Source organism: Pseudomonas sp. W15Feb9B (assembly GCF_000828175.1).
Lineage (GTDB): Bacteria > Pseudomonadota > Gammaproteobacteria > Pseudomonadales > Pseudomonadaceae > Aquipseudomonas > Aquipseudomonas parakoreensis.
This window is the reverse complement of the sequence record NZ_JTKF01000026.1, coordinates 127,255-144,820: the sequence shown is the minus strand read 5'-3', so window position 1 is coordinate 144,820 and position 17,566 is coordinate 127,255. Positions and strand designations below refer to the sequence as shown.

The following is a 17,566-nucleotide window of genomic DNA, read 5'->3' as shown; positions in this document are numbered from 1 at the left end:
TCATGCGTGTGTTGAAGATAGGCCTGGTGCTGATGCTGTGGCTGTTCGCCGTCAGCGCCCGGGCCGAGTTGACATTCCCGGCGCTGAGCGGGCGAGTGGTGGACGAGGCGCAGATGCTCGAGCCGTCGGTGCGCGCCCAGTTGAGCCAGCAGTTGCAGGCGCATGAGCAGGCGACCGGCGAGCAACTGGTGGTGGTCACGGTGCCCGATCTGCAGGGCACCACCATCGAAGACTACGGCGTACAACTGGGCCGGCACTGGGGCATCGGCCAGAAGGACAAGAACAACGGCGCGCTGCTGATCGTCGCCCGGGACGAGCGCAAGCTGCGCATCGAAGTCGGTTACGGGCTGGAAGATCGGCTGACCGATGCACAGAGTTCGGTGATCATTCATCAAGTGATCACCCCGGCGTTCAAGGCCGGCAATTTCAGCAAGGGCATCAGCGATGGCGTCGCGGCGATGCTGGTGGTGCTCGGCGGCAATCCGCTGGACGAACCATCGACGGTGTACGAGTCGAGCGGTGACCCGCAAAACGATTTTGTCTCGCGTCATCCGCTGTTGTTCGTTTTTCTGGTGGTGTTGTTCATCCTGACCGTGTTTGTCTGCCAGATGCTCGGTATCCTTCCCGCCGGCCGTGGCGGCTCCGGAGGCGGGGGCGGTTTCGGCGGGGGTGGATTTGGCGGTGGCGGTGGAGGCGGGGGCTTCAGCGGCGGCGGGGGCAGTTTTGGCGGCGGCGGATCGTCCGGCGGCTGGTGAACACACAACAATAATGATCAGGCACTTTTCGACATGGCATTACTGACCGAACACGAACAACGCAAAGTCGCCGAGGCGATCGCCCGGGTCGAGCGCGACACCGACGCCGAACTGGTAACGGTGCTGGCGGCGCGCGCCGATGACTACGCATACATCCCGTTGCTGTGGGCCAGCCTGCTGGCGTTGCTGGTGCCGGGCATCGTTCACTACCTGAGCGGCTGGATGACGATGCGCAGCCTGTTGCTGGTGCAATGGGGGCTGTTTATCGTCCTGTGCCTGCTGTTTCGTCTGCCGAAAGTCACCACCCACCTGATCCCGCGCCGTGTGCGGCACTGGCGCGCGTCGAATCTTGCGCGGCGCCAGTTTCTCGAACAGAACCTGCACCACACCGTCGGCAGTACCGGGATGCTGATCTTTGTCTGCGAGGCCGAGCGCTACGTGGAAATTCTGGTGGACGAGGGGATTTCCCGGCGGCTGGACAACAAGAGCTGGGACGCGATTGTCGCCGCGTTCACCGAGCAGGTGCGGCAGGGACGCACGCTTGAGGGGTTCATCACCTGCATCGAGGCCTGCGGTGAGTTGCTCAAGGTGCATGTGCCGGTGACGCAGGTGAGGAATGAATTGCCCAATCGGTTGGTGGTGCTGGCCTAGAAGCCCCTCACCCCAGCCCTCTCCCGGAGGGAGAGGGAGCCGACCGAGATGTCTTGCGCTCGACATCGGCCTGAGAAACCGAGTCGATTATGGATTCAAAGGCACTCTTTCAAGTCGGTGAACCTCTTCAATATCCCCCAATCAGTCCCCTCTCCCTTCGGGAGAGGGTTAGGGTGAGGGCGCTTTTAAAGCCGTTGGGTAAATAAGAGCGTGTCCCCAACCGCCATCCCCCCTAAAATACCCGCCATTCCCGTTTCGCCCCGCCCGAGGCTGCTTGTTCATGTCCGTTAACGCCCCATCCGCGCCGTCTGCCAAACCGGTGCCTGATCACCACGCCCAGTTCATCGAGCTGCTGCAAACCAGCCTCGGACACAACGGCTTCATCAAACTGGTGCTGGCCAAGTACGTGGGCGAAGAGGTGGATCTGCAGCGGATCATCATCAAAGCGGTGACGGTCAAGGCGCAGCCCAACCTGTCGTTCGTCTATCGCTACAAGACCCGCGACATCACCAAGAACCTGCCGCTGAGCGAAGGCGTGGCGGTGATTGCCGAGCTGTTGCCGGCGGCGTTCAAGAATGCTCATTTGCTGACTGTGACCGACGAAGCCCAGCTCGAATACAGCAAAAAGGGCAAGTCTTCGCTGTTCAAGAGCAAACCTCAGCAATTGCGTGAAGCGCCGTCCGCCGAGCACAACCGTGAGAAAAACCGGTTTCTGGACTTGAGCCGACCGTTCCTCAAGGACCTGGGTGTGACCAACGCTCAGCACGAGCTGATCCCGGCGATGTCGCGCAAGTGGAAGCAGATCAACAAGTTCATCGAAGTCTTCAGCCACGCGCTGACCTCCTCACCGCTGGCGCTGGACAAACCGGTGCGGGTCGCGGATTTCGGTTCGGGCAAGGGCTACCTGACGTTCGCGATTCACGATTACTTGCGCAACACGCTGAAGGCCGAGGGTGAAGTCACCGGCGTCGAGCTGCGCGAGGAGATGGTCAACCTGTGCAACGCCGCCGCGGCGAAACTGGAACACCCGGGCCTGGTGTTCAAGTGCGGTGACGTGCGCAGCGTGGCGCCGAGCGAACTGGACGTGATGATTGCCTTGCATGCGTGCGACATCGCCACCGACTACGCGATCCACACCGGTATCCGCTCCGGCGCGTCGATCATCATGTGTTCGCCATGCTGCCACAAGCAGATCCGCCTGCAGATCCAGAGCCCGGCACTGCTCAAGCCGATGCTGCAATACGGTCTGCACCTGGGCCAACAGGCGGAAATGGTCACCGACAGCCTGCGAGCGCTGTTCCTCGAAGCCTGTGGTTACGAGACCAAGGTGTTCGAGTTCATCTCGCTGGAACACACCAACAAGAACAAGATGATTCTCGCGGTGAAGCGCGCCGAGCCGGTGGACCCGGCCCAACTGCTGGTGAAGATTCAGGAACTCAAGGACTTCTACAACATCAGCGAGCACTGCCTGGAAACCCTGTTGCGCGCCGACGGCTTCCTCGCCTGACACCCGATACTGATCCGACACGAAACCCTGTAGGAGCTGCGGCACGCTGCGATCTTTTGATCTTTAAAGGCAACGTCAAAAGATCGCAGCGTGCCGCAGCTCCTACAGGGGCATGCGCTCGTCATTCGAGGGGCGGTGGTCATGCAGTGGCCGGTTGGGCAGGACGCACAGCGGTCTTGCGCCCGAGCATCACCGTCGCGATCACCCCGCAGGCAAACACCCAGGTGATCGGCTCGACATGTTCACCAAAGAACAGCGCCGAAAACGCGATGGTGAAAAAGATCTGCAGCAACTGGATCTGACTGACCCGCGCGATCCCGCCCATCGCCAGTCCGGCGTACCAGGCGAAGAAGCCGAGAAACTGCGAGAACAGCGCCACGTAGCCGAACGCCCACCAAGTCTTGGCTGACACCGCGCCCTGATGTTGCAGCGCCAGATACAACACCGGGCCGATCAGCAGCGGCGTCGACAGCACCAGCGCCCAGCAGATCACCTGCCAGCCGCCCATTTCCTTGGCCAAACGGCCACCCTCGGCATAGCCCAGACCACCCACGGCAATCGCGCCGAGCATCAACAAGTCGCCGGCCTGAATGCTGCCGGCCCCGGTGTACAACGCGTAGCCGAGCACCAGCGCACTGCCCAGCGCGGCGCAGGCCCAGAAGGCTTTCGACGGGCGTTCATGGGACAGCCACGCCGCATACAGCGCCACGCACAGCGGCTGCAACCCGTTGACCAGCGCGCCGTGGGACGCCGGCAAGGTTTGCATGGCCCACGCCGACAGCACCGGGAAGCCGAGAATCACCCCGGCGATCACCAGGCTCAGGCCTTTGATCTGCTGCCAGCTCGGCCACTTCTCGTGCCGCCACAGCAACAGCGCCGCCGCCGGAATCGCCGCGAACAGCGCACGGCCCAAGCCATTGAGCAGCGGATGCAGTTCCTGCACCACGATCCGGGTGAAGGGCAGGGTCAGGCTGAAAATCACAACCCCGAGCAGGCCGAGGGCCATGCCGGTGTTTTCGCGCGAGGACATGATGAGAACCAGAATAGAGGGTGGCAGGGGATTGCCTTAATCAAGCCATAAACCGGGGCGCTCGGGCTGGTACAGCCAGGCACAGAGTTATCCATACAGTTGGATCCCCTGTGGCGAGGGAGCTTGCTCCCGCTGGGCTGCGAAGCGGCCCCCGCTTTTTTCAGGAAAACTGTGCAAACAGGTTTTGCGCCTGCTACGCAGTCGAGCGGGAGCAAGCTCCCTCGCCACAAAGGCGGGGAGGCGTAGTAGCCGGTTGTTACCCGCCTAAACGGATAAGGTCTACCTTGAAGACTCCTGCAAGCCCATTTCCAGAGGAGTCCTCCCCATGGCCGCGAAAAAAATCCTGATGCTGGTCGGCGATTACGTCGAAGACTACGAAGTGATGGTGCCGTTCCAGGCCCTGCAGATGGTCGGCCACACCGTGCACGCCGTGTGCCCGGACAAGGCCGCCGGCAAGACCGTACGCACCGCGATCCATGACTTCGAAGGCGACCAGACCTACAGCGAGAAACCCGGGCACCTGTTCGCCCTCAACTTCGACTTCGCCAAGGTCGCCGAGGCCGATTACGACGCGCTGCTGATCCCCGGCGGACGAGCGCCGGAATACCTGCGCCTGAACCATAAAGTCCTGGAACTGGTGCGCGCCTTCGACAAGGCCGGCAAGCCGATTGCCGCGGTCTGCCACGGCGCGCAACTGCTGGCGGCGGCGGGCGTTCTCGAAGGGCGCGAGTGCAGCGCCTATCCGGCCTGCGCCCCGGAAGTACGGCTGGCCGGTGGCACGTTCATCGATATCCCGGTGACCGACGGCCACGTTCAAGGCAATCTGGCCACGGCACCGGCCTGGCCGGCGCATCCGAACTGGCTGGCCGGTTTCCTCGGCCTGCTCGGCACCAAGATCACCCTGTAACGAGGATTCGCCGATGTGCGAGCTCTACGTCAAGGCCGACCCGATTCTCTACGAATCCCGCTCGCGCTCTCTGCGTATCTGCGGCGTGGTGACGACGCTGCGCCTGGAAAACCAGTTCTGGGACATCCTCAGCGAAATCGCCGAAGTCGATGGCATGACCACCAACCAGTTGATCGCCAAGCTGTATGAGGAGGTGATGGATTATCGCGGCGAGGTGGTGAATTTTGCTTCGTTCCTGCGGGTGAGTTGTACGCGCTATCTGAGTCAGCGGCGGGTGACGGAGCCGCAGTTGTCGGTAGTGCGGGCAGTGGTGAAACAGTCCTGACCGAGTTGACCCCATCGCGGGCAAGCCCGCTCCCACAGGTTTCTCTGGTGCTCACAAATTTTGTGATCGCTGACGAACTCTGTGGGAGCGGGCTTGCCCGCGATGGGGCCGTTACAGGCGACAGAAGTCTTGGGCTGGTCTTTACTCTGAAGCGCGAAACCTCTCAACCGCCAAGGAGAATCGAGCATGTCCGGATGGTACGAAGTGAGCAAAAGCAGCAACGGCCAGTTCAGGTTTGTGCTGAAAGCCGCCAACGCCGAAACCATTCTCACCAGCGAGCTCTACACCACTCGTGCGGCAGCCGACAGCGGTATTGCTTCGGTGCAGACCAACAGCCCGCTGGATGAACGCTACGAGAAAAAGACCACCAAGGATGGTCATCCTTACTTCAACCTCAAAGCCGCCAACCACCAGATCATCGGCAGCAGCGAGTCCTACTCCAACGACGCCGCGTGCGCCAAAGGCATCGCCAGCGTCAAGGCCAACGGGCCGAGCAAAGTGATCAAGGACAAGACCCTGCCGGTGCTCTGAACCCGGAACATCCCTCTGTAGGAGCTGCGGTACGCTGCGATCTTTTGATCTTGATGGTAAAGAGCAGGATCACAAGATCGCAGCCTCGTTTCACTTGACAGCTCCTACAGGGATTTTTGTTTTGCCTGAGATCAGCGCAGGGTTTTCAGGATGGTTTGCAGCTGCGTTTGTCCCGCCTCGCTCAACGGGAACACCGGCAACCGTGGATCGCCCACCTCCAGTCCGGTTTCACGCAATCCAGCCTTGATCGTCGCTGGCAAACCACCCTTGAGGATGAAATCCAGCAGTGGCAACTGGCGATAGAACAGCTCGCGTGCGCGCTCCAGATCACCGGCCAGCGCAGCCGCATACAGATCCAGATTCAGCTGCGGGATCAGGTTCGGCGCGGCGGTGCACCAACCCTTGGCCCCGGCGGCAAACGCCTCCAGTGCCAGCGGATTGCAGCCGTTGTAGAACGGCACCTGACCTTCACCGAACAATTGCAGCTTGTGCATACGCTGAATGTCGCCGGTGCTCTCCTTGACCATGGTCACGTTTTCTACCGCATTGACGATGCGCAGAATCAGCTCGACCGACATGTCGGTGCCGCTGGTGGCCGGGTTGTTGTAGAGCATGATCGGCACGCCGATGCTGTCGCCGATGGCGCGGTAATGGGCGAGGATTTCCGCTTCTGTGAGCTTCCAGTAGGAGGCGGGCAGCACCATCACCACGTCAGCGCCGTGGGCTTCAGCGAAGCGTGCGCGGCGTACGGCTTTGGCGGTGGTCAGGTCGGACACGCTGACGATGGTCGGCACCCGTTTGGCGACGTGCTGGATGCTGAATTCGGCGACCTGATCCCATTCGGCGTCGCTCAGATAGGCGCCTTCGCCGGTGCTGCCCAGCGGGGCGATGGCGTGAACGCCGCTGTCGATCAGGCGATCGATGGATTGGCCGAGGGCCGGCAGATCGAGGCCTTCGCCGTTGGCGTTGAACGGGGTGATGGTGTAACCGATGATGCCGTGAATGTTGGACATGATGAGTCTCCAGGAAAAGCTGAAATCAGTTCAGGCAATCGGCGTGTTGGCGCAGGTTCTGCCGGGCGTAGTAGTTGAAAGCGGCGGCGTGGCGCTTGGGTTTCGACACCCAGTCATGGGCCTCGCGCCCCAGTGCCGGAATGATCGGCTTGATCGTACCGGCGGCCATTGCCAGCAGCTGCAGTTTGGCGGCGCGCTCGATCAGTTGGGCGATGACACAGGCCTCTTCGATCGTGCTGCCGGTCGACAGCTGGCCGTGGTGCGATAGCAGAATGGCGCGCTTGTCGCCCAGCGCACCGGCGATCAGTTCGCCTTCTTCGTTACCCACCGGCACCCCCGGCCAGCCTTCGAGAAACGCGCAGTCGTCGTACAGCGGGCACAGGTCCATGTGGGAAATCTGCAGCGGCACTTCCAGCATCGACAATGCAGCAATGTGCGTCGGGTGGGTGTGGATGATGCAGTTCACGTCCGGCCGGGCGCGGTAGACCCAGCTGTGGAAACGGTTGGCCGGGTTGGCCATGCCGTGACCTTCGAGCACTTCCAGGTCTTCGTTGACCAGCAGCAGATTGCTCGCGGTGATTTCATCGAAACCCAGGCCCAGTTGTTGAGTGTAATAGGTCCCCGGTTGCGGGCCGCGAGCGGTGATCTGTCCGGCCAGACCGGAGTCGTGACCGTTCTCGAACAGGATCCGGCAGGTCAGCGCCAGCTTTTGCCGGTCAGTCCACGTATTATCCGCCAGGCTTTTTTGCATTTGGGTCAGCGCTTGCTTGACCAGTTGTTCTTTAGGTAGTGCTAATGTCTTGGCCATGTCTGTGTCCTTTGGGTGATTGCAAATGACACTAAAGAGCCTATATGACACAAAGTGTCATAAGCAAGCATCAATCGTCGTTTCCTTGATGGAATAACTGCTGCGCATGTCTATCCGTTTGAAATTGTTGAGAAAAAAACTTGGCGTGACACTTGAGGCGCTGGCGGAAAAATCCGGCATGACCAAGAGTTATCTGTCGAAGGTCGAGCGCGGGCTGAACACCCCGTCGATTGCGGCCGCGCTGAAACTGGCGAAGGCACTGAACGTGAAGGTCGAGGAATTGTTCTCCGAAGACAACGTCAGCCTCGACAGCTATAGCCTGGTACGCAGCCACGAACGCCAGTCACTGGCAGCCAACGATCAGAGTCCGGGATATGCGGTGCTGGCGCATCAGGTCAGCGAGCGCAACCTGCTGCCATTCATCATCTACCCGCCGCGCGAATTCACCGACAAGACCTTCAAGGAGCACTTGGGCGAGGAGTTTCTGTTCGTCCACGAAGGGCAGGTGGAAGTGGATTTCATGAACGAGCGGGTGCTGCTGGAGCGTGGCGATGCGCTGCACTTCAACGCGCAGAAGCCGCACCGGATCAGGTCGGTGGGCGAGGTGCAGGCGCAGTTGCTGGTGGTGGTGCACAGCAGCGAAGATTGAGGTGCCCCCAAAAGCTTCGCGAGCAAGCTCGCTCCCACAGTAGTTCGCGTTCCAATGTGGGAGCGAGCTTGCTCGCGAAGGCGTCAGTCCGGTTACATCAAACCTCGACCGGCACTGAAAGCTTCGGATTCCCCAACGCATGCGTCTTCGCATCAAAGAACCGCAACGCAACACCGGTCCCTTCGAACACCTTCGCGTAATGGCGCTTCTGATGCTGAATGAACGCCGCACTGCGCGGATAGATCGAGATCGCCACGCTCGCCGGTTTCGCCAGGCGCAGCGCCCTCACGATATGCGCATCCTGCTCGTCCAAGGCATGACCGAAGATGCACAGGTTATCCGCGTGGCCCAATAACTGTTCATAACAGAACGACAGGTAATCCGAACTGCGGATGGTCTTGAGCTTGTCCGCGCTCGGCCCTTCGGTGACGAACAGCGGCACGTCGTCCAGCGTTTTGATCGTGTTGTTGATCGCGAAACTGCCGAGCAGGGTGCCCTCGGTCGAGGTCAGTTTGCGCGCGGTGCCGTCCTGATTGCGCACCAGATGCAGACCGCCGTGCAGGTACAGCAGACGCGGTTTGGTGCTGGCGCTTGCGCTCAGATCGAAACTGGCGTCGGGGCCGTTGAACAGGTCGTCGATGGCCTCGCTGCGGTGCTGGATCGCCCAGTGGTTGAGCAGGTCGTAGTTGGTGGTGAATACCGTGCGGTAGCGCGCCAGTTCCTCATTGAGCGTGACCAGGGTCGAGGCCTGTACCAGCCGCCACGGAATGTGTACGGCGTGCACGGTATTGATCAGCGCTTCCTTGATCGCGTAATAGCGATTGCGCGGTGCCGCCGAGCTGACGGCCAGCGCCTTGTTGACCCGACTGGTGGTTTTCAGTGCACCGAGTACCTGCTCGAAGCTGCGCGTCTGCATCGCATCGAACACGCTCAGCTCCGACGGGCTCAGCGGTTTCTCTTCCACCGTGCGCGCGTTTTCGAACAGCGAGTCGTAGCCGAAGTCGTCCCACACCGCGCGGCTGGCGCCATTGCCCACCAACAGACCATTGAAGTCAGTGGTGGCACGCAGGGCGCTCCAGTCTTCGAGGGTGGCGTCGACATCCAGAAAATCGGTCATTGCGTGGGCAGTCTCAAAACAAAGGGCGGATGGACGGCGACTTTATCACGAGCGGGCGTTGAGCCAGATCAACATCGGCCGTGACCGATCAGTCGATCCTGTGCACATCCGCCGGATCGGAGCAGTCGATTCGGCCCCAGTCAGGAGACGCGCATGAGCAGCACCTTTTTCATTCCAGCCGTAAACATCATGGGCAATGGATGCCTCGACGAGGCCATGGTTGCGATCCGCAACTATGGGTTTCGCAAGGCGCTGATCGTCACCGACGCGGGGCTGGCCAAGGCTGGCGTGGCGACCATGGTCGCCGAGAAGCTGGCGATGCAGGACATCGACTCGGTGATCTTCGATGGCGCCAAACCGAACCCGAGCATCGCCAACGTCGAATCCGGGCTGGCGTTGCTCAAGGACAGTCGTTGCGATTTCGTGGTGTCGCTGGGCGGCGGCTCGCCCCATGACTGCGCCAAGGGCATCGCCCTGTGTGCGACCAACGGCGGGCAGATCCGCGACTACGAAGGCGTTGATCAATCGAGCAAGCCGCAATTGCCGCTGATCGCCATCAACACCACCGCCGGCACCGCCAGCGAGATGACCCGTTTCTGCATCATCACCGACGAATCGCGCCACGTGAAAATGGCCATCGTCGACCGCAACGTCACGCCGCTGCTGTCGGTCAATGACCCGGCGCTGATGGTCGCCATGCCGAAAAGCCTGACTGCCGCCACCGGCATGGACGCGCTGACCCACGCCATCGAGGCCTACGTCTCGACGGCGGCCAACCCGATCACCGATGCCTGCGCGCTGAAGGCCATGACCCTGATCAGCAACAACCTGCGCCTGGCCGTGCGGGACGGCAGCGACCTCGCGGCGCGGGAGAACATGGCTTACGCGCAGTTCCTCGCCGGGATGGCGTTCAACAACGCATCGCTCGGCTACGTGCATGCGATGGCGCACCAGTTGGGCGGTTTCTACGATCTGCCTCACGGCGTGTGCAACGCGGTGTTGTTGCCGCATGTGCAGACGTTCAACGCACTGGTCTGTGCCGAGCGCCTGACTGACGTCGCCCACGCCATGGGCGCGGACATTCGTGGTTTCAGCGCGGAGGAGGGCGCTCAGGCGGCGATCAATGCGATCCGTTGTTTGGCCAGGGATGTCGACATTCCTGGCGGCCTGCGCGAACTCGGTGCCAAGCTCAGCGATATTCCAGTGCTAGCCACCAACGCGCTGAAAGACGCGTGCGGTCTGACCAACCCACGGGCGGCGGATCAGCGGCAGATCGAGGAGATTTTCCGTAACGCGTTTTGAGAGGCGCCGTCCTGATATGTTCAGCAGAGCTCACTGGCCCCTTCGCAAGCAGGCTCGCTCTCACAGTTGAAATGCGATCACTGTGGGAGCGAGCCTGCTCGCGAAGACTGACTCGTCAACACCACAAAACCATGAGCTCTCAGATCAGCCAACCGCTGCCACATTCCGCTCAAACACCCCACCAAACTGAATCAACACCACCCCGCCAATCAGCAGCAACGCGCCCAACACCCGCGACGCCGTCAGCTGTTTCTCCACCAGCCCAAACAACCCGAAGTGATCCAGCACCATCGACGCAATCACCTGGCCGGCCAACGCCAGCGCAACAAACCCCGACGCGCCAAGCTTCGGCAGCAACATCACCGCCAGCGCTACAAAGCACACGCCGAACGCACCGCCAGCCCACATCCACAACGGCGCCTTGCTAATAAACCCCAGCGACGGCAGCGGCAGGCGCAACGCCAGAATCACCGGCAACAACACCAACACACTCACCAGCAACGAGGCCAGGGTTGCCCACAGCGGATGGCCGAGGCTCCGCGCCAGATTGCTGTTGATCGCACTTTGAAACGGCACCACCGCCCCGGCAAACGCGGCCAGCAGCAACAGGCCGGCCCACTGCAACGTACTCATGATCACACTCCAACAGGTTTTGCTGGACTCTAGAGTATTCGTCGCGCAGATTTAAATTCCGTTTTTTCATCCAGAACATGCACAAGATGAATGATCTGCGCCGTATCGATCTCAACCTGCTGGTTATCCTCGATGCCTTGCTCAGCGAGCAACACGTCACCCGCGCCGCCGAGCGGTTACACCTGAGTCAACCGGCGGTCAGCCATGCGCTGGCGCGTCTGCGCGACGTGCTCGGCGATCCGCTGCTGGTGCGCGCCGGTTCGACGCTGGTGCCCACGGCGCGGGCGCTGGAACTGGTCGCGCCACTGGCCGAAGCGTTGGCCCAGGTGCAATCACTGCTGGCGCCGAACACGTTCGATCCGGCCACTGCGCGGCGGACCTTTCGCGTGGCGATGTCCGACTACGGCGCGGCCATCATCCTGCCTGGACTGATCCGTACCTTGCGCCGCGAGGCACCGGGCATCGACCTGCAGATCAGCCACGCCAGCCGCGAAGGCATGCTCGACGGTGTGCTCAACGGCGACATCGATTTGGCCGCCGGGGTGTTCCCGGAAATGCCCAACGAATTGCGCAGCAGCGTGCTGTTCGAAGAACGCTACGTCTGCCTGCTGGATCGCCGCCGCTTGCCGGCCGACGGCGTACTGGATTTGCCGACCTACCTGTCGCGCCCGCACGTGTTGCTGGAAATGCGCGGCAGCGGCACCCCGGAAATCGAACGGGCCCTGACCGCATTGCGCGAACGCCGCCGCGTCGCCATCAGCCTGCCGCACTGGAGCGTCGCGCCGCAGTTGATCAGCGGCACGGATTTGATTCTCACGGTGTCGTCACGCAGCGTGCGCGACATTGATCAACAGCAATTGATTGTGCTGCCGCCACCGTTCGAGATTGCGCCGTTCACCTTTGTGCTGGCGTGGCATAAGCGCCGGGGTGGGGATCAGGCGTTGAACTGGTTGAATCGCCGGATTGAGGAGGGGATAGATCGATCCGGGATCTGCGATTGAGAATGTGCTACCAAGTGCGGGGAGGAAGCCTGCGAGTATGGAAAACGCGCAGAACCTGAAGCCGGCCCTGACGAACGCGGTAAGGAATCAAATAGGGGCGATCAGGGAGCGCCCATTCTCTGGTTCCGGGCAAACGTCCCTCGCGTCCGGAGGCGGGAAAGCGAGCAAGATGATCGACGGAGTCGAGAATGGCTTGAACAAACTCAGAGGCCGCCTGCGGATTTTCAATCGCGATGTAGGCGGCTTCGTCATCGAGATTCCTTAGTGCAGTACGCAGCCACTCAACGCGCATTGGCATTCCATTTGTTGGCGATCGCCCTGACATCATCGGCAGAAGCGAAATCACCGGCATCGGCTTCGTCCAGCGCTTTTTGAATTTCTTCAATTTGCCAGGCTTCACGGGCCAGGTACTCGCGCAATGCATCGACTGCCAGATAGGACTTGCTGCGCCCGGTCGCTTTGGCGAGGTTAGCCAGGGTATCGGCAATTTCGTCGGGAAGCCGCAAAGACATGACGGACATGGTGGTCTCGGTGTAGTGGTTTGTAGTGCAACATACTACAGCGTCATACTTGCCCCGGCCCGCCATTCGTCTAACGGTTGTGCACAAGACTTTATCAAGGAAGAAAAATGATCTGCAGAAACACCTTCATCCTGGCTTTTGCATTCCTGGCCATTACCACCCAGGCCCACGCCGCCTGCACCACCAAGAGTTTCGACGGCAGAACCATGTCGCGTTGCAACGTATGGCCGGCGTTTCCGAGTCAGGCGATTTCGGTCAAATCCACCTACCTCGCCGACTCCGGTGGCGACGATGCCGGGGCGTTCGATCTGGAGCTGGCGCTCCTCAATGCGAGCAACGCCAAACCCATCGCCACCTACCATAAACCGGGCGCGTACAACTCCGATGCCGTGCGTCTGGAGGATGTACGCATCGATACGGCGCGCTACCGTTTGACGCCGGACATCCGGGCTTTTGGGCTGCGCGCGAAATTTGCGCACAGTTCCCACGCTGTTCCCTACGAAAAAACCGATCTGGCGCTGTATGTGCGTGAGGGCGACGAGTTACGTCCGGTGCTTGAAGGCCTGGTGGTCTCCAAGAACAACGGTGAGTTCGTGAATGATTGCGAGGGCTACAGCAAAAAAATCCGTCGGACGCTCGAAGCCGCTCCAACGAGCCACAATGGTTTCGCCGATCTGATCGTCACCACCAGTGGCAGCAAAATGAAAAACACCCAATCTGGCAGTCAGTGCGTATCGAAAACCACCGAGTTGAAGAAAAAGCAGGTCACCCTGACGTACGATGGCCAGCAGTACGCCGTCCCCGAAGACCTCAGAGGTTACTGATCCCGATGCTCACTGGCCTCAATCACCTGACCCTTGCCGTCAGCGACTTGCCGCGCAGTCTGGCGTTCTACCGTGACGTGCTGAATCTGCGTGTAGAAGCCACGTGGGACGCCGGCGCCTATCTGTCGCTGCCGGGGCTGTGGTTGTGCCTGGCGCTGGATGCGCAGCGCCGCGGCGAGCCGTCCGTCGACTACACGCATTACGCGTTCAGCCTGGCTGAGGCGAATTTTTCGTTGTTCGTGCAAACGCTAAAAGCGGCGAACGTGCGAGAGTGGCGTGACAACCGCAGCGAAGGTGCTTCGTTCTACTTCCTTGATCCTGATGGCCACAAGCTCGAAGCGCACGTCGGCAATTTGGCCTCGCGACTGGCAGCCTGTCGGTTGAAACCGTACTCGGGGATGCGTTTTTACGACGAGTCATGATCAGGCGTCGCAGGCTGATATAGACTGGCCATCATTTGTACTGGCGACAGCAGGTTTTTCATGACTCCATCGCTGCTAATGGCCGTTCTGGCCTCTGGTTTCATTTACGGCATCACACCCGGGCCGGGCGTTCTGGCGGTGTTCGGCATCGGCGCGGCACATGGCCGTCGGGCCGGGGCGGGGTTTCTTTGCGGGCATTTGCTTGGTGATGTGGTCTGGTGCAGTACCGCGCTGATCGCCATCGTCGGCGCCCGGGAAATCGGCAGCACGGCTTTTGACGTGCTCGGCGTACTCAGCGGCGTGTACCTGTTCTGGCTTGGCTGGCGCGCAGTGCGCGCCCAGCGGCGCAGCGATGATCAGCCGCAGGGCGCTGCGCGTCAGCCGTTCTGGCACGGAATCCTGTTTGGTTTGACCAATCCCAAGGCCTACCCGGTGGCGGTGGCGACGTTTACCGCGTTGCTGTCGAGTCGTGCCGAACTGCTCAACTGGTCGATGCTGCCGGCGCTGATCGCCCTGAGCTTCCTTGGCGGTTTGCTGGCCTACGCTATTCTGATCGGCGTGGTTGGCGCCCGCCGCGTACGCACGCTGTATCAGCGCCACGAGCTGATGATCACGCGTTTATGTGGCGTGATGTTCATCGGTTTTGCCATAAACGCACTGGTGCACGCACTACCGGGATTGCTGCCGAACGAGGCTTGAAATTGTGTGCAGGGATGCTTGATCAAGGGCAAGGATGGTTGAACAGTGCTGCATTGTCCGGACACCCACGCTGAACCATGGAAAGCCGAAACTCCGCGCCGTTGGCGAGTTATATGGACCTGTTGCTGGATGCCGTCTGTGCGGTGGACAGGCAGGGCCGTTTCGTTTTTGTCAGTGCCGCCTGCGAGCGCATTTTCGGTTATACGCCTGACGAGTTGATCGGCCGGCCGATGATCGAACTGGTGCATCCGGCGGACCGCCAGCGCACGTTGGCAGCGGCCAGTGACATCATGGGCGGTGAACCGAAACACAACTTTGAAAACCGCTACGTGCGCAAGGACGGGCGCATCGCGAACATACTGTGGTCGGCGCGCTGGTCGGAGGTCGATCAGCTGCGCATCGCCGTGGCCCGCGACATCACCGAGCGCAAGCAGGCGGAATCGCGTCAGGCTGCGCTGTATGCGATTTCCGAAGCGGCGCATGTCGCCGAAGATTTGCTGGCGCTGTTCAAACGCATTCACTTGATCATCGGCGAATGGCTGCCAGCGCTGAATTTTTCCGTGGCGCTGTACGACGAGCACTGTGCGCAGCTGAATTTTCCCTATCACGTTGATGATCACGAATTGCAGCCCGAGCAACCGGGCACCGTCACCGGGCGTCTGTGTGCGCAAGTGATCCGCAGCGGTCAGCCGATTCTGCTGACGCCCGACAGCCCCGACGCCTCATCCGATTTCGCGGCGCTGGTGGCGGGGCAGGATTCACCGTGTTGGCTCGGTGTGCCGCTGAATTCGAAAAACGGCACCATCGGTGCGTTGATCGTCAAAAGCCTGCCCGGCGGCGAACGTTACACCGAACAGGACAAGGAACTGCTGCAATACGTCTGCGCGCAGGTCGCCACCGCCATCGAGCGCCAGCAACTGTACGCGCGGCTCAAGCGCATGGCGCAGTACGATCAATTGACCCAGTTGCCCAATCGCGGATTACTCAAAGACCGTCTCAAGGCTGCACTGGCCGGCGCCCGGGACGCGTCGGGAAACATGGCGTTGCTGTACGTCGATCTGGATCGCTTCAAACAGGTCAACGACACCTTCGGCCACGCGGTCGGCGACATGCTGTTGCAAACTGTGGCGAGTCGGCTCAAGGGCTGCGTACGCGATACCGATACCGTGGCGCGCATTGGTGGCGACGAATTCGTGGTGCTGCTGCACAGTATCCACGCCGCTGAAGACGCCGACAGCGTGGCCGAAAAAATCCGCCAGGTGCTTGTGCAACCCATGCGGCTGGACGGTCACAACCTGCACATCGAGCCTAGCATTGGCGTGGCTCGTTATCCCGAACATGGCAGCGAGGAGCAGCAACTGTTCCGGCATGCCGACCAGGCGATGTACGCCGCCAAACGCCTCAATCATCGGCTGGTTGATATCTGAACCGGTGCGCGCCGTTCGTCGCGGCGCGGGCAACTTTTCTAAACCTTTGGCAGCCTGGCAATTCTCAATCTAGGCGGGCACCTGCTCGCCAACGATCAACACCAAGAGGAAGAGAATCATGCCTAATTCAAGAAACTCCAACTCGGGAAACTTCGCCAACGATCGAACGAAGGCCTCTGAAGCCGGTCGCAAAGGTGGGAAAGTCACCACCACGACAGTCGACAAAGAGCCTGCGAAAGCCGAAATGGGCCGCAAGCCAGCTCAGAAGTCGAAGTAGTCGGCGAGGTTGTTTTGATTGAGAGGCGGGGGCGCAAGCCCCCGCTTGAATTTGCAGAGATAGGAGGGCGCGACCATGAGCCGGATGGCCACGCAGATACGTCATTTAAGTGTTGCCACCCTGTTGGGTTTGTTCGCTGGCACGGCATTCGCCCAGTCGCCTGCCGACTTCATCAACGATGCTTCTGCCAAAGGCATGGCCGACATCGAAGCCAGCCGTCTGGCGCACCAGAAATCCGAATCCAAAGAGGTCAAGGATTACACCATCGTGGTGATCAATGACCGCACCACGGCCAACCAGCATCTGGCGAAGATCGCCAAGAAACTCGATCTGCCGGTTGCACCCCGTGAAGAAATCGCCGACAAGGCCAAGAGCATGATCCCACAGGTCCAGGACGGTGAAACCTTCGACCAGGCCTACGCCGCCAGCCAAGTGAAAGCGACCGAAGAGGCCATCCAGCAGATCCAGAAGGAAGCGCAGTCGACCGATGTGCCGGAAATCAAGGCGTTTGCCGACGAGACCTTGCCAAAGCTGCAAAGCCATCTGCAAATGGCCCGGGCGCTGCAAGCCAGTCGCTGAGTTCGGATTTAACCAATTTCTGTGGCGAGGGAGCTTGCTCCCGCCGGGCTGCGTAGCAGACCTCTTCAGGGCTACTGAAACTCTCTCGCCGCAAAATTTGACCTGCCAGCAACGGTTTCAGCAGTCATTCAAATCCTGCTTCGGCTTGCTCTTCTCCCCCAGACCCTCAAGATCGAACACCTCGCTTTCCCCCAGGCTGCGGTAATGCTTGCGCAGCGCCTCCAGTTGTTTGAGATCCAGCGATTCCAACCCGAGCATCGCGTTCTGTGCTTCCTTGTTCACCCGCAGCAACTCATCAAGTTTGAGGTGCAGGATGTCGGTATCGCGGTTTTGCGTGTTCTGGATCAGGAACACCATCAGAAAGGTGATGATCGTGGTCGAGGTGTTGATGATCAGTTGCCAGGTGTCATTGAAATCAAAAATCGGCCCACTCAACCCCCACAGAAAAATCAGGATCAACGCGCCCATGAACGTTTTCGGGCTGCCGGCCCAAAGGGCCAGGGTCTGGGAGATTTTCGAGAATTTCATTGCGGTGTTCCTTATTGGGAGAGCATGAAATTCAGACATCCGGGATGCGATGAAAATTCT

At 60.5% G+C, this 17,566-nt stretch carries 23 protein-coding genes; 15 read left to right on the top strand and 8 right to left on the bottom strand.

Features of this window, described 5'->3' with window-relative positions; translation table 11 throughout:
- Positions 1 to 2 precede the first annotated feature (2 nt).
- The 3 genes from OC71_RS14785 to OC71_RS14775 all read left to right on the top strand — a co-directional run bounded on the left by OC71_RS14785 (position 3) and on the right by OC71_RS14775 (position 2,913).
- Positions 3 to 755 carry a YgcG family protein gene (locus tag OC71_RS14785; protein WP_041070468.1) on the top strand — a complete coding sequence of 251 codons (753 nt, stop codon included), beginning with the start codon at positions 3 to 5 and terminating at the stop codon, positions 753 to 755.
- Between the two features lie 33 nt (positions 756 to 788).
- Positions 789 to 1,406, top strand: coding sequence for a TPM domain-containing protein (locus OC71_RS14780; RefSeq protein WP_041070466.1), 618 nt, complete (start codon positions 789 to 791; stop codon positions 1,404 to 1,406).
- 280 nt (positions 1,407 to 1,686) lie between these two features.
- On the top strand, positions 1,687 to 2,913 hold the full coding sequence (locus OC71_RS14775; protein ID WP_041070464.1) for an SAM-dependent methyltransferase: 1,227 nt from the start codon (positions 1,687 to 1,689) through the stop codon (positions 2,911 to 2,913).
- A gap of 139 nt (positions 2,914 to 3,052) precedes the next feature.
- On the opposite strand, the gene OC71_RS14770 is transcribed toward OC71_RS14775, so the two are convergent.
- Positions 3,053 to 3,943, bottom strand: a complete 891-nt coding sequence (locus tag OC71_RS14770) for a DMT family transporter (protein WP_041070462.1) — start codon at positions 3,941 to 3,943, stop codon at positions 3,053 to 3,055.
- A 325-nt stretch (positions 3,944 to 4,268) separates the two neighbouring features.
- Between OC71_RS14770 and OC71_RS14765 the strand changes: the two genes are divergently transcribed.
- The 3 genes from OC71_RS14765 to OC71_RS14755 all read left to right on the top strand — a co-directional run bounded on the left by OC71_RS14765 (position 4,269) and on the right by OC71_RS14755 (position 5,706).
- Positions 4,269 to 4,850: a DJ-1/PfpI family protein gene (locus OC71_RS14765; protein WP_041070460.1), complete on the top strand. Its 582-nt coding sequence runs from the start codon at positions 4,269 to 4,271 to the stop codon at positions 4,848 to 4,850.
- Positions 4,851 to 4,863: 13 nt separating this feature from the next.
- On the top strand, positions 4,864 to 5,175 hold the full coding sequence (locus OC71_RS14760; protein ID WP_041070458.1) for a ribbon-helix-helix domain-containing protein: 312 nt from the start codon (positions 4,864 to 4,866) through the stop codon (positions 5,173 to 5,175).
- A 186-nt stretch (positions 5,176 to 5,361) separates the two neighbouring features.
- A complete protein-coding gene (locus tag OC71_RS14755) occupies positions 5,362 to 5,706 on the top strand; it encodes a YegP family protein (protein ID WP_041070456.1) in 345 nt (114 codons plus the stop codon).
- 131 nt (positions 5,707 to 5,837) lie between these two features.
- Here the strand turns inward: OC71_RS14755 and OC71_RS14750 are convergent, their stop codons facing one another.
- A complete protein-coding gene (locus OC71_RS14750) occupies positions 5,838 to 6,722 on the bottom strand; it encodes a dihydrodipicolinate synthase family protein (protein WP_161794904.1) in 885 nt (294 codons plus the stop codon).
- 22 nt (positions 6,723 to 6,744) lie between these two features.
- The gene (locus OC71_RS14745) at positions 6,745 to 7,527 is read right to left on the bottom strand and encodes an aldolase (protein WP_041070452.1); all 783 of its coding nucleotides are present in this window, start codon (positions 7,525 to 7,527) and stop codon (positions 6,745 to 6,747) included.
- Positions 7,528 to 7,633: 106 nt separating this feature from the next.
- Between OC71_RS14745 and OC71_RS14740 the strand changes: the two genes are divergently transcribed.
- Positions 7,634 to 8,176: a helix-turn-helix domain-containing protein gene (locus OC71_RS14740; RefSeq protein ID WP_041070450.1), complete on the top strand. Its 543-nt coding sequence runs from the start codon at positions 7,634 to 7,636 to the stop codon at positions 8,174 to 8,176.
- Between the two features lie 97 nt (positions 8,177 to 8,273).
- Here OC71_RS14740 and OC71_RS14735 read toward each other — a convergent pair whose 3' ends face one another.
- On the bottom strand, positions 8,274 to 9,293 hold the full coding sequence (locus OC71_RS14735) for a DUF4917 family protein (protein ID WP_041070448.1): 1,020 nt from the start codon (positions 9,291 to 9,293) through the stop codon (positions 8,274 to 8,276).
- A gap of 153 nt (positions 9,294 to 9,446) precedes the next feature.
- Here OC71_RS14735 and yiaY point away from each other — a divergent pair, with 153 nt between their 5' ends.
- On the top strand, positions 9,447 to 10,595 hold the full coding sequence (gene yiaY, locus OC71_RS14730) for an L-threonine dehydrogenase (protein WP_041070446.1): 1,149 nt from the start codon (positions 9,447 to 9,449) through the stop codon (positions 10,593 to 10,595).
- A gap of 144 nt (positions 10,596 to 10,739) precedes the next feature.
- On the opposite strand, the gene OC71_RS14725 is transcribed toward yiaY, so the two are convergent.
- Entirely contained in the window at positions 10,740 to 11,228 is a 489-nt protein-coding gene (locus tag OC71_RS14725; RefSeq protein WP_041070444.1) for a DMT family transporter, read from the bottom strand.
- Between the two features lie 77 nt (positions 11,229 to 11,305).
- On the opposite strand from OC71_RS14725, the gene OC71_RS14720 reads away from it, so the two are divergent.
- Positions 11,306 to 12,229, top strand: coding sequence for a LysR family transcriptional regulator (locus OC71_RS14720; protein ID WP_177327914.1), 924 nt, complete (start codon positions 11,306 to 11,308; stop codon positions 12,227 to 12,229).
- A 7-nt stretch (positions 12,230 to 12,236) separates the two neighbouring features.
- Here the strand turns inward: OC71_RS14720 and OC71_RS27070 are convergent, their stop codons facing one another.
- Positions 12,237 to 12,521, bottom strand: a complete 285-nt coding sequence (locus OC71_RS27070; protein ID WP_084234200.1) for a type II toxin-antitoxin system RelE/ParE family toxin — start codon at positions 12,519 to 12,521, stop codon at positions 12,237 to 12,239.
- Positions 12,511 to 12,750 carry a CopG family ribbon-helix-helix protein gene (locus OC71_RS14710; protein ID WP_041070438.1) on the bottom strand — a complete coding sequence of 80 codons (240 nt, stop codon included), beginning with the start codon at positions 12,748 to 12,750 and terminating at the stop codon, positions 12,511 to 12,513. Before OC71_RS14710 ends, OC71_RS27070 begins: the two co-directional genes overlap by 11 nt.
- Positions 12,751 to 12,857: 107 nt before the next feature.
- Here OC71_RS14710 and OC71_RS14705 point away from each other — a divergent pair, with 107 nt between their 5' ends.
- The 6 genes from OC71_RS14705 (at position 12,858) to OC71_RS14685 (ending at position 16,978) form a co-directional block, all read left to right on the top strand.
- Positions 12,858 to 13,574 carry a hypothetical protein gene (locus OC71_RS14705; protein ID WP_041070436.1) on the top strand — a complete coding sequence of 239 codons (717 nt, stop codon included), beginning with the start codon at positions 12,858 to 12,860 and terminating at the stop codon, positions 13,572 to 13,574.
- Between the two features lie 5 nt (positions 13,575 to 13,579).
- Positions 13,580 to 13,996, top strand: a complete 417-nt coding sequence (fos, locus tag OC71_RS14700) for a fosfomycin resistance glutathione transferase (protein ID WP_041070434.1) — start codon at positions 13,580 to 13,582, stop codon at positions 13,994 to 13,996.
- 60 nt (positions 13,997 to 14,056) lie between these two features.
- Positions 14,057 to 14,695, top strand: a complete 639-nt coding sequence (locus tag OC71_RS14695) for a LysE family translocator (RefSeq protein WP_041070432.1) — start codon at positions 14,057 to 14,059, stop codon at positions 14,693 to 14,695.
- Between the two features lie 77 nt (positions 14,696 to 14,772).
- Positions 14,773 to 16,122 carry a bifunctional diguanylate cyclase/phosphodiesterase gene (locus OC71_RS14690; protein WP_041070430.1) on the top strand — a complete coding sequence of 450 codons (1,350 nt, stop codon included), beginning with the start codon at positions 14,773 to 14,775 and terminating at the stop codon, positions 16,120 to 16,122.
- 118 nt (positions 16,123 to 16,240) lie between these two features.
- Positions 16,241 to 16,399 (top strand): general stress protein, encoded by a 159-nt coding sequence (locus OC71_RS27065; protein ID WP_084234198.1) that lies wholly within the window; start codon positions 16,241 to 16,243, stop codon positions 16,397 to 16,399.
- 75 nt (positions 16,400 to 16,474) lie between these two features.
- Positions 16,475 to 16,978, top strand: coding sequence for a DUF4142 domain-containing protein (locus OC71_RS14685; RefSeq protein ID WP_041070428.1), 504 nt, complete (start codon positions 16,475 to 16,477; stop codon positions 16,976 to 16,978).
- Positions 16,979 to 17,095: 117 nt separating this feature from the next.
- Here the strand turns inward: OC71_RS14685 and OC71_RS14680 are convergent, their stop codons facing one another.
- Positions 17,096 to 17,506 (bottom strand): low affinity iron permease family protein, encoded by a 411-nt coding sequence (locus OC71_RS14680; RefSeq protein WP_041070426.1) that lies wholly within the window; start codon positions 17,504 to 17,506, stop codon positions 17,096 to 17,098.
- Positions 17,507 to 17,566 lie beyond the last annotated feature (60 nt).

Coding starts and splice junctions, on each gene's coding strand:
- OC71_RS14785 (WP_041070468.1), top strand. CDS start 3: ATGCGTGTGTTGAAGATAGGCCTGGTGCTGATGCTGTGGCTGTTCGCC.
- OC71_RS14780 (WP_041070466.1), top strand. CDS start 789: ATGGCATTACTGACCGAACACGAACAACGCAAAGTCGCCGAGGCGATC.
- OC71_RS14775 (WP_041070464.1), top strand. CDS start 1,687: ATGTCCGTTAACGCCCCATCCGCGCCGTCTGCCAAACCGGTGCCTGAT.
- OC71_RS14770 (WP_041070462.1), bottom strand. CDS start 3,943: ATGTCCTCGCGCGAAAACACCGGCATGGCCCTCGGCCTGCTCGGGGTT.
- OC71_RS14765 (WP_041070460.1), top strand. CDS start 4,269: ATGGCCGCGAAAAAAATCCTGATGCTGGTCGGCGATTACGTCGAAGAC.
- OC71_RS14760 (WP_041070458.1), top strand. CDS start 4,864: ATGTGCGAGCTCTACGTCAAGGCCGACCCGATTCTCTACGAATCCCGC.
- OC71_RS14755 (WP_041070456.1), top strand. CDS start 5,362: ATGTCCGGATGGTACGAAGTGAGCAAAAGCAGCAACGGCCAGTTCAGG.
- OC71_RS14745 (WP_041070452.1), bottom strand. CDS start 7,527: ATGGCCAAGACATTAGCACTACCTAAAGAACAACTGGTCAAGCAAGCG.
- OC71_RS14740 (WP_041070450.1), top strand. CDS start 7,634: ATGTCTATCCGTTTGAAATTGTTGAGAAAAAAACTTGGCGTGACACTT.
- OC71_RS14735 (WP_041070448.1), bottom strand. CDS start 9,293: ATGACCGATTTTCTGGATGTCGACGCCACCCTCGAAGACTGGAGCGCC.
- yiaY (WP_041070446.1), top strand. CDS start 9,447: ATGAGCAGCACCTTTTTCATTCCAGCCGTAAACATCATGGGCAATGGA.
- OC71_RS14725 (WP_041070444.1), bottom strand. CDS start 11,228: ATGAGTACGTTGCAGTGGGCCGGCCTGTTGCTGCTGGCCGCGTTTGCC.
- OC71_RS14720 (WP_177327914.1), top strand. CDS start 11,306: ATGCACAAGATGAATGATCTGCGCCGTATCGATCTCAACCTGCTGGTT.
- OC71_RS27070 (WP_084234200.1), bottom strand. CDS start 12,521: ATGCGCGTTGAGTGGCTGCGTACTGCACTAAGGAATCTCGATGACGAA.
- OC71_RS14710 (WP_041070438.1), bottom strand. CDS start 12,750: ATGTCCGTCATGTCTTTGCGGCTTCCCGACGAAATTGCCGATACCCTG.
- OC71_RS14705 (WP_041070436.1), top strand. CDS start 12,858: ATGATCTGCAGAAACACCTTCATCCTGGCTTTTGCATTCCTGGCCATT.
- fos (WP_041070434.1), top strand. CDS start 13,580: ATGCTCACTGGCCTCAATCACCTGACCCTTGCCGTCAGCGACTTGCCG.
- OC71_RS14695 (WP_041070432.1), top strand. CDS start 14,057: ATGACTCCATCGCTGCTAATGGCCGTTCTGGCCTCTGGTTTCATTTAC.
- OC71_RS14690 (WP_041070430.1), top strand. CDS start 14,773: ATGGAAAGCCGAAACTCCGCGCCGTTGGCGAGTTATATGGACCTGTTG.
- OC71_RS27065 (WP_084234198.1), top strand. CDS start 16,241: ATGCCTAATTCAAGAAACTCCAACTCGGGAAACTTCGCCAACGATCGA.
- OC71_RS14685 (WP_041070428.1), top strand. CDS start 16,475: ATGAGCCGGATGGCCACGCAGATACGTCATTTAAGTGTTGCCACCCTG.
- OC71_RS14680 (WP_041070426.1), bottom strand. CDS start 17,506: ATGAAATTCTCGAAAATCTCCCAGACCCTGGCCCTTTGGGCCGGCAGC.